At 62.8% G+C, this 13,661-nt stretch carries 17 protein-coding genes; 2 read left to right on the forward strand and 15 right to left on the reverse strand.

The window, feature by feature from the left end:
• Nucleotides 1-35 precede the first annotated feature (35 nt).
• From nadA to V8192_RS10270, 14 genes are all read right to left on the reverse strand, one after another.
• On the reverse strand, nucleotides 36-1,076 hold the full coding sequence (gene nadA, locus V8192_RS10205) for a quinolinate synthase NadA (RefSeq protein WP_341632965.1): 1,041 nt from the start codon (nucleotides 1,074-1,076) through the stop codon (nucleotides 36-38).
• A complete protein-coding gene (locus V8192_RS10210; protein ID WP_341632966.1) occupies nucleotides 1,073-1,798 on the reverse strand; it encodes a DUF4230 domain-containing protein in 726 nt (241 codons plus the stop codon). Before V8192_RS10210 ends, nadA begins: the two co-directional genes overlap by 4 nt.
• A complete protein-coding gene (locus V8192_RS10215; protein WP_341632967.1) occupies nucleotides 1,783-2,628 on the reverse strand; it encodes an MBL fold metallo-hydrolase in 846 nt (281 codons plus the stop codon). Before V8192_RS10215 ends, V8192_RS10210 begins: the two co-directional genes overlap by 16 nt.
• Before the next feature lie 32 nt (nucleotides 2,629-2,660).
• Nucleotides 2,661-3,614: a hypothetical protein gene (locus tag V8192_RS10220; RefSeq protein ID WP_341632968.1), complete on the reverse strand. Its 954-nt coding sequence runs from the start codon at nucleotides 3,612-3,614 to the stop codon at nucleotides 2,661-2,663.
• Nucleotides 3,615-3,656: 42 nt separating this feature from the next.
• Entirely contained in the window at nucleotides 3,657-4,901 is a 1,245-nt protein-coding gene (locus V8192_RS10225; RefSeq protein WP_341632969.1) for a glycosyltransferase, read from the reverse strand.
• A gap of 255 nt (nucleotides 4,902-5,156) precedes the next feature.
• Nucleotides 5,157-5,471 (reverse strand): Grx4 family monothiol glutaredoxin, encoded by a 315-nt coding sequence (gene grxD / locus V8192_RS10230; RefSeq protein WP_341632970.1) that lies wholly within the window; start codon nucleotides 5,469-5,471, stop codon nucleotides 5,157-5,159.
• On the reverse strand, nucleotides 5,464-5,715 hold the full coding sequence (locus V8192_RS10235; RefSeq protein WP_341632971.1) for a BolA family protein: 252 nt from the start codon (nucleotides 5,713-5,715) through the stop codon (nucleotides 5,464-5,466). The genes grxD and V8192_RS10235 overlap by 8 nt, the downstream gene beginning before the upstream one ends.
• Complete coding sequence (locus tag V8192_RS10240; RefSeq protein ID WP_341632972.1) at nucleotides 5,715-6,044, reverse strand: DUF1476 domain-containing protein; 330 nt, start codon at nucleotides 6,042-6,044, stop codon at nucleotides 5,715-5,717. Before V8192_RS10240 ends, V8192_RS10235 begins: the two co-directional genes overlap by 1 nt.
• Nucleotides 6,045-6,101: 57 nt before the next feature.
• Entirely contained in the window at nucleotides 6,102-6,458 is a 357-nt protein-coding gene (locus V8192_RS10245; RefSeq protein WP_341632973.1) for a VanZ family protein, read from the reverse strand.
• Nucleotides 6,455-7,450, reverse strand: coding sequence for an NADPH:quinone oxidoreductase family protein (locus tag V8192_RS10250; protein ID WP_341632974.1), 996 nt, complete (start codon nucleotides 7,448-7,450; stop codon nucleotides 6,455-6,457). Before V8192_RS10250 ends, V8192_RS10245 begins: the two co-directional genes overlap by 4 nt.
• A gap of 185 nt (nucleotides 7,451-7,635) precedes the next feature.
• A complete protein-coding gene (locus V8192_RS10255; protein ID WP_341632975.1) occupies nucleotides 7,636-8,292 on the reverse strand; it encodes a CoA transferase subunit B in 657 nt (218 codons plus the stop codon).
• Nucleotides 8,292-8,999 (reverse strand): CoA transferase subunit A, encoded by a 708-nt coding sequence (locus tag V8192_RS10260; protein WP_341632976.1) that lies wholly within the window; start codon nucleotides 8,997-8,999, stop codon nucleotides 8,292-8,294. Before V8192_RS10260 ends, V8192_RS10255 begins: the two co-directional genes overlap by 1 nt.
• Nucleotides 9,000-9,111: 112 nt before the next feature.
• Nucleotides 9,112-9,624 (reverse strand): hypothetical protein, encoded by a 513-nt coding sequence (locus V8192_RS10265; protein ID WP_341632977.1) that lies wholly within the window; start codon nucleotides 9,622-9,624, stop codon nucleotides 9,112-9,114.
• 88 nt (nucleotides 9,625-9,712) lie between these two features.
• On the reverse strand, nucleotides 9,713-10,015 hold the full coding sequence (locus V8192_RS10270; protein WP_341632978.1) for an SCP2 sterol-binding domain-containing protein: 303 nt from the start codon (nucleotides 10,013-10,015) through the stop codon (nucleotides 9,713-9,715).
• Nucleotides 10,016-10,088: 73 nt separating this feature from the next.
• Here V8192_RS10270 and V8192_RS10275 point away from each other — a divergent pair, with 73 nt between their 5' ends.
• Nucleotides 10,089-11,510, forward strand: coding sequence for an NAD-dependent succinate-semialdehyde dehydrogenase (locus tag V8192_RS10275; RefSeq protein ID WP_341632979.1), 1,422 nt, complete (start codon nucleotides 10,089-10,091; stop codon nucleotides 11,508-11,510).
• Nucleotides 11,511-11,622: 112 nt separating this feature from the next.
• On the opposite strand, the gene V8192_RS10280 is transcribed toward V8192_RS10275, so the two are convergent.
• Entirely contained in the window at nucleotides 11,623-11,937 is a 315-nt protein-coding gene (locus tag V8192_RS10280) for an EthD family reductase (protein WP_341632980.1), read from the reverse strand.
• Between the two features lie 56 nt (nucleotides 11,938-11,993).
• Here V8192_RS10280 and V8192_RS10285 point away from each other — a divergent pair, with 56 nt between their 5' ends.
• On the forward strand, nucleotides 11,994-13,655 hold the full coding sequence (locus V8192_RS10285; protein ID WP_341632981.1) for a thiamine pyrophosphate-binding protein: 1,662 nt from the start codon (nucleotides 11,994-11,996) through the stop codon (nucleotides 13,653-13,655).
• Nucleotides 13,656-13,661: the final 6 nt, after the last annotated feature.

Raw genomic sequence — 13,661 nt, forward strand, 5'->3', positions numbered from 1 at the left:
TCGGGCAAATATTCTCGTCGTCCGAGCCCAGTGGATCAGTCGCCGCTGATCGCCGGATCGATCTCCCCGGGATGATCGATGACGGGCAGCACTGGTCTTCCCACATCTCCTTGGCCAACCGTGCGGCCGGCCATCTCCAGCATGCGCTCGAGCGGAATGCGGGCACGCTCCATGACCTCGGGTGAAAGCTCGATCCTCGGCTCAAGATCGCGGAGCGCTGCATAGAGCTTTTCCAGCGTGTTGAGCGCCATGTACGGGCACATGTTGCAGTTGCAGTTTCCGTCGCCGCCAGGAACACCGATGAAGACCTTGTGGGGCGCGGCCTTCTGCATCTGGTGAATGATGTGTGGCTCGGTGGCGACGAGGATCGTCTGGGCTTCACTGCTCAGCGCGAAGTCCAGGATGGCCTTGGTCGAGCCGACAAGATCTGCATGATCGACGATGTGAGGAGGACATTCCGGATGGGCTGCGACCGGCGCATTCGGATGCTCGGCCTTGAGCTTCAGGAGTTCGGTCTCGCTGAACGCCTGGTGCACGATGCAGATGCCAGGCCAGAGCAGCATGTCGCGCCCGGTCTTGCGGGCGAGGTATCCGCCAAGATGCCGGTCGGGTCCGAAGATGATCTTCTGGTCTTTTGGAATCTGTTCGAGGATCACGCCCGCGCTGCTGCTGGTCACGATGATGTCCGACAGCGCTTTCACAGCTGCTGAGCAATTGATGTAGGTGAGCGCGATATGGTCGGGATGCGCTGCTCGAAACGCAGCAAATTGGTCCGGCGGGCAAGAATCCTCGAGACTGCAGCCGGCATCCATGTCGGGCAATATCACGATCTTTTCAGGCGAAAGGATCTTGGCGGTCTCCGCCATGAAGCGAACGCCGCAAAAGGCGATCACATCGGCGTCCGTTTCGGCGGCCCTACGCGATAGATCGAGGCTGTCTCCGACAAAGTCGGCGAGATCCTGGATCTCTGGCTTCTGGTAGTAATGCGCGAGGATGACGGCATTGCGCTCGTCTTTGAGGCGTCCGATCTCCTTAAGCAGATCAAGACCCTTGAGGCTGGAGGTCTGAACAGTCATCTTTGCCCTTGAGCAGCCCTTCGCCGCTCCGCTTCCTGGATTGCTTCCTCATATGGGGTGGAGAGGTCGATATAGGAAGCGTCCTTGTCCCCTTCCGTCGGGAAGCGCGCGAGAACTTTCACGTCCTTGAAGCCCGCTGCAACCAGGGGCATGGCAAAGCTTCGCTCGATCGCCGTCCGTGCGGCCTGGTGAGCAAGCTGCATCGGCATTGCCGCAGTCGCCTGCTTGCGAAGGTCAGCCACCGCTTTTTCGCGATTGGCAGTGTCCAGCTGCTGGCTCGCGTTGGTGAGGCTGGAGAATACCCCGCCGCTCCCATATTCCTTAACGGCGTTGATATCGACGTCGGGTCCCGCGACTTCGACCTCGGGGAGCCGGACCTTGAGCGAATGCGCCGATCCGTCCCAGCTGACGTCGCTTGCCTGCAGCTTTGACAAGTCGAGTTCATAGCGGACGTCGCCTGGCAGGATCAGCGTCCGTTCAGAGCTCAGAAGTCCTCCGAGCCGCTCCTGCTCGCTCGTCACCACCGACACGTATCGGGCGGCGAACACCGTCAGGCGATTCTGCGCGCGCATCGATTCAAGGCTCGCCGATGCGATCGTCCTGGGATTTGGACCACCGAAGATCCGGCCGGCAATTCCGGTGACCGCGCCAACGAGCAAGCCGAGGATCAGCGCAACCGCGACCATGACGAGCACCAGAGGCTGGTTCACACGACTGTCCATAAGTCCTGCTGCTGTTTAACGAGGCCTCGCCGCTCAAGGTCCCTTAGATGAGCGAGCACGGAGCCGCCCGCGGCGATGACCAGACGCGGATCAAGGCTCGGGTAGGCATTGGCGACGATATCGGGGACCGCCCTTGAACGCTCGCGCACGAGGGTGAGGATCTGTTTCTCACGCTGCATCCGGTGACCCACCAGGTGGCGGACGTACTGGGCCGGCTTCTGAACGGCCGGTCCGTGCGCCGGGTAATAGGTCCGGTCATTGCGATGCCTCAGCTTGTCGAGGCTCAGCATGTAGGCCGCCATGTCGCCATCGGGCGGTACAACCACCGTGGTCGACCAGCCCATCACGTGATCGCCGCTGAACAAGGCGCCGCGATAGGCAAAACACAGATGGTTGGAGGTATGTCCGGGGGTCGCGACCGCACATATCGCATCGCCGCCGACATGCACCGTCTCGCCGTCGGCGAGCACGCGGTCGGGCGCATAATCGCCATCGAAGGAAGCATCGGCCCTGGGACCGACAGTCTCCAGCGCCAGCGCCGCGCAGCCGATGACAGGCGCACCGACCCGCTTCGCAAGCGGCCCTGCAGCCGGGCTGTGGTCGCGGTGAGTGTGAGTGCACATGATGGCGGCAACGGGTCTTCCCGCAATTGCCTTCTCAAGCGCCTCGATATGCTCTGGCATGTCTGGGCCAGGGTCGATCACTGCGACCTCGTCGATGCCGAGGAGATATGTCTGTGTCCCGTAGTATGTGAAAGCGGACGGATTATGCGCGAGCACCCGCGCGATGCCGGGCTCCAGCTGCTCAAGCTTCGCATAGGGCGCTTCCATGCGCTGCCTGTGCCACGGCGCCCGCCTGCTTGCTAGCAGCGCAAGCTGTAAGGCCCTTCGCTGCTGAGCGGCCGCGGCACGCCATTTCCATCGTCCCGGACAACCCTCAGCTCGAGCTTGCCCGTCGCAAAGCCGCTGCAGACTTTCGCAGGAAGCACAACCTGCAGCATGCCTCCGCGGCGAAGGCCGCCAAGCGCCACTTGCGCCTGAGGATGGTCGTTGCGGACGAACTCGAGAAGAGTACCGGCCGGAATGTCCTCGCCGGCATGAACGGTAACCCTCGTTTCACGCTCGAACTCCGCACAGGGCGCGTCGGACGAAAGGTCTCCAGGAGTGTCGCAACCGAAGTTGAGACGGAGTGGCAGTGCCGGAGCAAGCACCGCAGTCGCGGCCGGCGGGGCTGCCGCCGGAAGGGGCGAGGGCATCGGAGGCAGCTGGGCAAAGTCCTTCTGCACGGCGGCCGTCGAGCTATCGCTGCCCGCGGCCCCCTCGCGTCGAACGTCCCTTGGCGGGGGCGCCGTCTCGCGGGGTACAGGGAGCGGCGGCAAGGTCGCGTAATCGCGTGACAACGGCGATTGAGGGAGAGCCGTCGCTTCGCTCCCCCGACGCGGGAGAACCGGTCCAGCTCCAAGGATCGTCAGGCGCGCAATCTCGGTCTTGATGGCAGTGACGATCTGGTCCCTTTGGGGGCCCGCCATGTCCTTGTTGGCATCGAGCTTCTTGATCGCGTCGCGAAGCGTCTCGATCCACTCGGCGTCGCTCTGACCCTCCACCCCGCAGAGCTTGACCTTCGACTGGTGGGGCTGTCCGTCGATCAGGGAGTCGACGACTGTTTCGAACTTGTGCGAATCACAGTTCTGGATGAGCTTCGGAGCGAGTGTAGAAGGAGCCTTCGGCACGGATTTCCTGGCAGCCTTCGATGCCGCTGCCGACGGCGCAGCCGCAAGCGACGCGAGCATGACGATACTGATTAGCCTCGAATGCATCACCTGATTTTCAGTCCTGCCGCTGAATGCCCGTTGAACCGGCTAGGCGGCGAGTGCCGCCGCTCCCGAAAGAGCCAGCTGACGCTCGCGCCGACGCTCGAATGCTGCCGGGTATACCCGGCCGAACAGGGCTTCCATGCTGCTGTCCCAGCTGAACTGAAGCGCGTGGGCCCGCGCCGCGCTGGCCATCGCCAAGCGCTCGCTCGACAAAACCGACCGGACGTTCTCAGCCATTGCCACCGCATCGCCCACGGGCCCGAGGCGACCCATGCTTTCCCTCACGCGGTCGAGCATCGCGCCGGCAGCGACCCCGACGACCGGCAGGCCGGAGGCCTGCGCCTCGATGATCGAAATTCCAAAGGTTTCGTCAGCCATGGCGGATACGTAGACGTCCGCACTCGCGAGCCAACGCGCGAGTTCGGCACGGTTGTTCACGTAACCCGGCATGACGATGCGCTCGTCTCCAAGCGCCTCGATGTCGGCCTTTAACGGCCCTTCACCAAGGAGTGCGAGCTTGGCGCCGAGGGTTTCCGGGAGACGGCGGAAGGCGTCCACCACGACATCGGGCTTTTTCTCGCCGTCCAGCCTGCCGACGTAGATTAGGAGTGGCTGGTTGTCCGCAAGGCCCAGGCCCTGACGCAGTCTTGGATCTCTCTTCGTTGGCCCGAACTCGCCCACTTCGACACCCAGCGGTACCGCCTCGACTTCATTGATGCCGAGCGCCCGAAGCTTGGCCGCACCGCCATTTTCACTCAGCGCGAAAACGGAATCGAACCGGCGGTACAGCGCTCCGCAATAGGCGTAGGCTGCACGCCCGAGTATTCCTGCAACAGGCCTCGTGATGAACCTGGACAGCGGGCGCTCGACGTAGACCGTGGGGAAATCGGTCATGTAGGCTGCGATCAGGGCTGTCTGGGGAGCTTTGCGCCGGTAGGCGATCGCGGCCCACGGCAAGTTGTACGCGTCCTGGCACTCGATGAGGTCCGGCCGGTATTCTTCCAGCGCCCGCCGGACTGCACCGTTGCGCAGCATCAGCCGGTAATGCGGGCTTCCGGGAACCTGGGGCGAGCGGATCGTCACGGTGATCGCCCGTTCCTGTTCGATAACCGAATCATTGGGCCCCGGGATGATCATCAAGTGGCGGTGGGGGGTTGCCTCCAGGATATGCCGGCGCTTGTGCAGCAGATAGGTGCGCACACCGCCTCCGACGTCTGACCAGCTTTGGGTCAGGTCGCAAAACAGCTTGGCCCCGCCAAAACGGACCGGCGAAGGATCAGAGCGACTCACCGCTTCATCCAACCCGGGACACGAGGCAAAGTGCCAACGGCAGTCGCTCCAGGTGAAATCTGTCGGAAATTCTTACGCACGCCGGTTCTGTCCATCCTTGCTACCAGAAGAAAGTACCAGAAATCTGCCGTTTTTTTAGTTTGGCACGCGCATTGCTACAGTAATGCCGTCCACTTGGTTCCACGCCATGAAGGGGTGGTTCAGCGGTTCTCTGGTCCAGCTGAACCACCCCTTCTCCATTTCAGGCGTCCGCCATCAGACTTCCTGGCCGATCAGTTCCTTAAGCTCCCCGCTCTCGAACATCTCCATCATGATGTCCGAACCGCCGACGAATTCGCCGCGTACATAGAGCTGCGGGATCGTTGGCCAGTCTGAATAGTCCTTGATGCCAGATCGGATTTCGGGATCCTGAAGCACGTCGACCGTCTCGTATCTGGCGCCGATACGATCGAGGATTGCAATTGCCCGGCTCGAGAAGCCGCATTGCGGGAAAAGCGCAGTTCCCTTCATGAACAGGACCACGTCATTGCTCTTCACGATCTGGCCGATTCGGCTCTGGGCATCACTCACTTTTCGTCTCCGATTGAGGCACTGCAGTTTCGAGCTGCAGCGCATGTAGCTCACCCCCGACCCGGCCCCCAAGCGCTGCATAGACAGTCTGGTGCTGTCTGATGCGGCTCATTCCCTCAAAACTCTTCGACACGATGCGCGCTGCGTAGTGGTCGCCATCGCCGGCAAGATCGCGAATTGTCACCTCCGCGTCGGGTATCGACGTCTTGATCAGGCGCTCGATCTCGCTCGCGGCCATCGGCATCAGAGGTTGGTGCTTTCAATGATCTGCCGGCGCGCCTCGATCTCCTTGTTACGGAGGGCTTCGCGCACCTTCTCCTCGTCGCAATCGACGCCCGCTGACGTGAGATCACCGAGCACCTTGCGGATCACATCATGCTCGCCCGCTTCCTCGAAGTCGGATCGTACCACGTCCTTTGCGTAGGATTCGCCCTCCGCTTCGGTCAGTCCCATCTGGCGCGCGGCCCATTCACCGAGCAGCCGGTTGCGCCGCGCCGTGATCCGGAATTTCATCTCCTCGTCATGTGCGAACTTGGATTCGAAGGCGCGCTCGCGATCGTCAAACTGGGTCATGCGTTCCCCTTGTGCATTCGCCGGGGCAGATAGGGCCGCGCCGCGCCGTAGGCAACGCTAGCGCCGTGAACGCCACCACCGAACCGCCAGGAGCACGGCTGCAGCTGCAATCGTATCCGCGATCCAGTCGCGCACGTCACTGTCGCGCTGGAGCGCGGGAATGGCTTGCACCATCTCGATCAGCGCACCGAACAGGGAAAGGCCCACGAGGAGACTGAGCAGACGGACAGCGGGGTAAGCGAGACTTCCAAGCAGCGCGAGGGTGGCGAACGCTGCGATATGCTGGACCTTGTCATTGGGCTGGCCCGGAACTTCGGGCGGATGCGGCAGAACCGCCATGACGAAAGTGAAGCAGAAGGCCGCCCAGAAGACGGCGCGCGCGATCCGGCCGGCGCGCCGCCTCGACAGGCTCAAAGGACGACCACCAGCTTGCCGACGGCGGTTCTTTCCCGAAGTGCTGCGATAGCCTCTCCAGCGCGCTCCAGCGGATAGGTGGCGCTGATCCTGGGGGTGATCTTCCCTTCGTCCCACCAGCGAAAGAGCTGTTCGACATGCGCAGCGTTGCGGCGAGGATCACGCGCTGCAAAGGCGCCCCAGAAAACGCCGCACACATCGCAGCTTTTCAGAAGCGTGAGGTTGAGCGGAAGGCGGGCGATACCGGCAGGAAAACCAACCACGAGGAAGCGACCTTCCCACGCGATCGATCTCAGTGCCGGCTCCGTATAGTCGCCGCCGACAGGGTCGAGGATGACATCGGCCCCCGCGGGACCAGCAGCATCCTTGAACAGGGCGGAAAGCGCCTTCTGGCCGTCACGATCGAAGGGACCCGTGGGATAGACGATCGCAAGGTCGGCGCCCGCCTTGGTCGCTGCCCGTGCCTTCTCATCTGACGAGGCCGCAGCAATCACCCGCGCGCCAATAGCCTTTCCAATCTCGACGGCCGCGATCCCAATACCCCCTGCTGCTCCAAGAACGAGAAGGGTCTGCCCCGGCTGCAGCCTGGCGCGGTCCACGAGTGCGTGGATCACGGTCGCATAAGTCATCAGGAGCGCGGATCCTTCCTCGAAGCTCCGCTCCAGGGGTAATGGGACCGCGCGTTCGGCAGGAACGATCACCTGCTCGGCAAGCCCGCCAAAGCCGGTCGCTGCGATCAGGCGATCGCCCGCAGACCAACCGGTGACCCCCTCACCCAGGCTGACGACTTCGCCGGCGATTTCTCCACCCGGAGCGAAGGGCCGTTCCGGTTTCAGCTGATATTTGTCCTCGATGATGAGCGTATCGGGAAAATTGATTGCGCATGCCCGCACACGGACCAGGAGCTCTGCGCGGCGAGGTTGAGGAAGAGGAACCTCCTTCAGGCGCAGCGTCTCGGGGCCGCCCGGCTCAAGCGACAGGAGGGCTTTCACGAGATGGCCTGCGCTGAAGGGCAAAGGTCAACATCGCGCCGAAGATCTTCTCCGGCAACCAATTGCGGTTCGCTCATAAGGCGCTCGGCCAATTTGCCTCCATTGGCTTCAATCACTCTTTGCGAGGGAAGGTTGCAGGAACCACGCGTTTCAACCGCAGATGAAAGCGAACGACCGGCGCGAAATCAATCGGTGTAATGCGCGGTCGTCTTCTCACGCACCTCTTCTCGCGTCACGCCAGGAGCGAGCTCGACAAGCCTGAAGGCACTCTCGTGGTCGGGTCGCTGGAAGACTGCGATGTCGGTGATGATCATGTCCACGACGTTCTTGCCGGTCAGCGGCAGCGTGCATTGGGGAATGAACTTGGGGTCGCCGTTCTTGGAGACATGCTCCATGACGACGATGATCTTCTTGACGCCCGCGACGAGGTCCATGGCGCCGCCCATTCCCTTGATCATCTTCCCTGGGACCATCCAGTTGGCAAGATCGCCGGCCTCGCTGACCTCCATGCCGCCCAGCACCGCAAGATCGATGTGTCCGCCGCGGATCATGGCAAAGCTGGTCGCGCTGTCGAAATAGCTCGACTGCGGCAGCTCGCTGATGGTCTGCTTGCCGGCGTTGATGAGGTCCGGATCGACCGCGTCGTCATACGGAAACGGTCCGATTCCAAGCATCCCGTTCTCGCTCTGTAGCGTCACGGTCATGCCTTGCGGCACGTGATTTGCGACAAGGGTCGGGATCCCGATGCCAAGATTTACGTAGAAGCCATCGCGAAGTTCCTTCGCGGCGCGCTGCGCCATCTGGTCACGCGTCCAACCCTTTGCCTCAACTGCCGTCGCCATCACGCCGCCTCCCGCTGCCGTACGGTCCGGAACTCGATCTTCTTGTCATAAGGAGCGCCGAGGATCAGGCGATTGACGAAAATCGAGGGTAAATGGACGCAGTCCGGATCAAGCGATCCTACCGGCACGATCTGCTCCACCTCGGCGATGCAAACCTTGCCGCAGGTCGCCGCTGGCTGGTTGAAGTTCCGGGCAGTCTTGCGGAACATGAGATTGCCGGTTTCGTCCGCCTTCCAGCCCTTGACGATGCTGAGGTCCGCGCGAATTCCGCGCTCGAGCACATAGGTCTCCCCGTCGAAATCCTTGTGCTCCTTGCCCTCGGCGACCTCGGTCCCGACACCGGTCCTGGTGTAGAAGCCTGGAATGCCCGCGCCGCCGGCGCGCATCCGCTCTGCAAGAGTGCCCTGGGGAGTGAACTCGACCTCGATCTCGCCGGCGAGGAATTGACGCTCGAACTCCTTGTTCTCGCCGACATAGGACGAGATCATCTTTTTCACCTGCCGCGTTCGGAGCAGCTTGCCGAGGCCCTCGTTGTCGATGCCGGCATTGTTCGATGCGATGGTGAGCTCCTTGACCCCGCTCGCCTGGATGGCATCGATCAGTCGCTCAGGAATGCCGCACAGGCCGAAACCGCCCGCCGCAATCGTCATTCCATCGAACAGCAGTCCTTCGAGCGCAGCCTCGGCACTGGCGTAGATTTTCTGCACGTCGCGTCTCCTGGGGCCGGGCTACGCAAAGTTGAACCAGCTTTCAACTTTACCGCTCGAATGTCGGGCAGCGCGGCCATAGGAGCCTCGCCGAATGGGGGTCAAGCAAGTGTCAGTTACCGCTTGGAGCGCGCCGGTACGTGAACTCGAACGAGGGCGACCAGCTCTTGCCCTTATCGGTCGACTGTTCGCCGGACTGGCGGACCGAGCCATCCGCATTCTTGCTGTAGCTCATCCGGACAAGGGGACCTGCCCACTTGCCGGTAATCACCATGGCGGACCCGTTCCAGGCGCCTGTGAAAAACGCACGGCTTCCGGATGAATCGATCCAGAATTGCTCCCAGTGCCTCTGGTCGGGAACGTAGATGCTGAGGGATCCACCGCCAGCTTTTCCAATCGGCATCCAGTTCTCGCGAATGCCGCAGTCGTAGACGCGTTCGATCAGGCTGTGCGCGACGAGCTGGCCCGCCTTGTTGTAGACATCCCAGCGACCGGTCCAGAAATCGAGCTGGTGATATTCTGGCGCGGCGCAGGCTGCGCGCACAGACGAAGCCTGAACGGCCGGCCCCGGACTTGCCGAGAAAATGCCCGCGGCAAGGGCGGATGCACTGATTGCTCGTCGCATCGTGAGCCCTCCCTCAGTTGAGGCTCGAATGTCACCTCGTGGAGACACTCGGGCAATCGCGCTTCGACGAACCGGCGCGCGGCCGGCGCTAGCTGCGGAGCTTCGAGAGAACGCCCTGGAGCTGCATCGCATTGCCCATGTCGCCTTCGACCTTGAGCTTGCCCATCATGAACGCGGTCATTCCGTCTAGCTGGCCTGCGGCCATCTGCTGCCAGTCGTCCCATCCGACCCGGATCGTCGTATCGGCCGCGCCATCATCTTCAGTCACTTGCTGTGCAGCGCCATCGAGCATGATGGCGCCTTCATTGCCACCAAAATCAATCTTGACCCGTTTGCCGGGTACCCAGGCGCTGCTTTCCTGCATTCGCTGGACCAGGTCCTGCTTCGTCATCGCTTGCTTTCTCCTTTGTCAGTAGCGGTAGCCGCGTGTTGCGGCGCCTTCAAGCGAGGCCTATCTGGCGCGCATGGGATACGAAACCGACCTCAAGCTCTTCATCGACGGCGTCTGGAAGTCCGCGGACGCGGGTCACACTGTCGTCAATCCGGTGGACGCAAAGCCGATTGCCGAGGTGCCCTACGCGACGAAGGCCGACCTCGACGAAGCACTCGCGGCGTCGGGCCGCGCCTGGCCCGAGTGGCGGGCGCTCGATGTCGAGAAGCGCGGCGCGATCCTCCACAAGGCGGCCAAGCTGCTGCGCGAACGCGCCGATGCGATCGCCGCGACGCTGACCCAGGAGCAGGGCAAGATCCTTGCAGAAGCAAAGGCCGAGACGCTCGCGTCCGCGCAGCTCTTCGACTGGTATGCCGAGGAGGCAAAGCGGGACTATGGCCGCACGCTCGTTCGTCCCGCAGGCCAGCTCAGCCGCGTCATCCGCCAGCCGGTCGGGCCGACTGCGACCTTCACCCCGTGGAACTTCCCGATCTACCTCCTGGCAAAGAAAGTCGCGCCGGCGCTCGCTGCCGGCTGCACGGTCATTTCTCGCCCGCCGCACGAGACTCCAGGCTCCACGACCGAGCTGTTCCGCGCACTTGCAGATGCCGGGATTCCGGCAGGCGTTGCCCAGCTCGTCCACGGCGATGCCGACCTTGTCAGCAGCACGCTCATTGCCAGTCGCACGATCCGCAAGGTCAGCTTCACCGGCTCGACGGCAGTCGGCAAGCATCTGATGAAGCTATGCGCGGACAGCATGACCCGCGTGACGATGGAACTTGGCGGTCATGCGCCGGTGCTGATCTTCGAGGACTGTGACCTCGAGAAGACGCTCGACATGGTCGTGCCGCAGAAATTCAGGAATGCTGGTCAGGTCTGCGTCTCGCCGACCCGCTTCTACGTCCAGCGCGGCATTTACGATGCCTTCGTCAAGGGCTTTGCCGAGCGGACGGCCAGGGTCACGGTTGGCAACGGCCTCCAGGAGGGAACCCGCATGGGTCCGCTCGCCAACCAGCGGCGGCCTGAGGCGATCGACCGTCTCGTTGGGGATGCCAAGGCCAAGGGCGCACGGCTGGTTGCCGGCGGCGAACGAGGCGACAGCGGCTTCTTCTTCCAGCCGACGCTGCTCGCCGACGTTCCCGACGACGCCCAGATCATGAATGAGGAGCCGTTTGGTCCAGTCGCCGTTTCGCGGCCGTTCGACACGTTCGAGGAAGTCATCGAGCAGGCAAACCGCCTCCCCTATGGCCTCGCCGCCTTTGCTTTTACCGAGAACGGTCGCCGTGCCAATCTCATCGGCGACCTCGTCGAGAGCGGCATGGTCGGGGTCAATACATTTGCCATCAGCGTTGCCGATGCGCCCTTCGGTGGCGTCAAGGATTCGGGATTCGGATCAGAAGGCGGAAAAGAGGGCCTCGAGAGCTATCAGGTAGTCAAGGCAATCCATCAGGCGTGAACCGCTAGTCGGTCCGGTGTTCCGGCTGCTCGCGCTCGGATCGCCGTTTCCGGGGACCCGCACCGGCTAGATCGGTCGGGTCCGAGCGCTGCGCCAAGCCGTCGCCGGGACGTCAGGGAATGGGCGTATTGAGCTGAACGATCGGCTTGATGGTCGTGAAGTTTGCAAGATCTTCGCGAAGCTTCCTCGCGGGCTCCGACGCAATTGCATTGCGGGCGGCCTGATCGTCGGAGAAGGTCAGAAGCACCGTCACGACGTAAGGAGGCGCGCCGCCGCCCGCCGCTTCGATCCCGCGTAGAACGCTGGCAAAGGTGAGACCGAACGGCTTGAAGGTCTCGCCGACAAGCGGCAGGTGCGTGGCCGTGTAATAGTTCCAGTCGAAGGTCGCACCGTCGACATGTGGATAGGTGATGCTGATGGTGATCATGCAGCGCGCGCCTACACGAGTTTGCACCCGACCCGCCAGCCGCTAGAGCGCGGGCCATGACCAAGCGCACCGGCGGACGCATTCTCGTTGACCAGCTGAAGATCCAGGGATGCGACCGCATCTTCACTGTCCCAGGTGAGAGCTTCCTTGCAGTGCTCGACGCACTCCTCGACACGCCGGAGATAGAGGCGATCGTCTGCCGCCAGGAGGGCGGCGTCGCCTACATGGCCGACGCGGACGGCAAGATGACCGGGCGGCCGGGCATTGCATTCGTGACCCGAGGTCCCGGCGCGACCAACGCGAGCGGCGGTGTTCACGTCGCTTTCCAGGATTCGACGCCGATGATCCTGTTCATCGGTGATGTCGCGCGCGGCGACCGCGACCGCGAAGGCTTCCAGGAAATCGATTTTCCCGCTTTTTTCGCCCCGATCGCTAAGTGGGCTGCGAGAATAGAGAATGCGCAGCGCATTCCTGAATATGTGGCCCGCGCCTACCGGGTCGCGACCGCCGGGAGGCCGGGCCCTGTCGTGCTCTCTCTCCCTGAAGACATGCTGCGCGACGAGGTCGAGGTAGCGGACCGCCCGCCGGTGCCGCCGGTCGTCGAGGAGCCCGATCCGGGCGCGATCCAAGCACTGTTCGAATTATTGAAAGAGGCCGCTTCGCCCGTCGCGATCGTCGGCGGCGCAGACTGGAATCCCCGAGCCTCCCACCATTTTGCAAATTTCGCCTTCCGCTACGGGGTCCCCGTTGCCGCGGCCTTCCGCCGCCAGGACGCGATCTGCAACACCTGCCAAGTCTATGCAGGCCAGCTTGGCTATGGCCCCAACCCGAAGCTGCAGCAGCGCATTCGAGAGGCCGATCTCATCCTCGCCGTCGGCCCGCGCCTCGGTGAAGCGACCACTGACGGCTACACCCTCATCACGCCCGAACATCCCGGTCAGACTCTCGTCCATGTCCATCCCGACCCCAACGAGCTGGGCCGCGTGTATCACGCCGACCTTCCGATCTGCGCAGACATGGGTGAGTTCGCCGAGATGATCGATGAATGGGTCGATCCCGAGCTTGTGCGCTTCTCGCTGGGCGAGGAGGCACACAAGGAATGGCTCGACTGGTCGGAACCCAAGGCCCGCGAAGGCGCGAAGCTCGATCTGGGGCCCTGCGTCGCGGCCATGCGCGATAAGCTCCCACCAAACACCATCATCTGTAACGGCGCCGGCAATTTCTCCGGCTGGTGGCATCGCTACTGGCGTTACGGCCCCATGCCGACACAGCTCGCCCCGACAAGCGGAACGATGGGTTACGGCCTTCCCGCCGCGGTTGCCGGCGCTCTACGTTTCAGGGACCGACCGGTCGTCTGCGTCGCAGGCGACGGGGATTTCCTGATGAACGGCCAGGAATTGGCGACGGCGGCTCAATACGGAGCCGATCTCCTCGTCATACTCGTCGACAATGGCAGCTACGGCACGATCCGCATGCACCAGGAACGCGAATATCCCGAACGGATCAGTGCGACCGAGCTCAGGAATCCCGATTTTTCGGTCCTTGCACGCGCCTATGGGGGTTGGGCCGAGACGATCGAGAGCACCGAGGCGTTCATCCCGGCGCTCGACGAGGCAATCCGCCGGAAGGGCGTTCGCCTTCTCCACTGCAAGACTGACGTCGAGCAGATCAGCAACGCGACCACCATCACGAAGCTTCGCGAGAGGAAGCGTTCGTAGATTTCA

Origin of the sequence: Sphingomonas agri, from assembly GCF_038148795.1 — a bacterium.
In the GTDB taxonomy this organism is placed as follows: domain Bacteria; phylum Pseudomonadota; class Alphaproteobacteria; order Sphingomonadales; family Sphingomonadaceae; genus Sphingomicrobium; species Sphingomicrobium agri.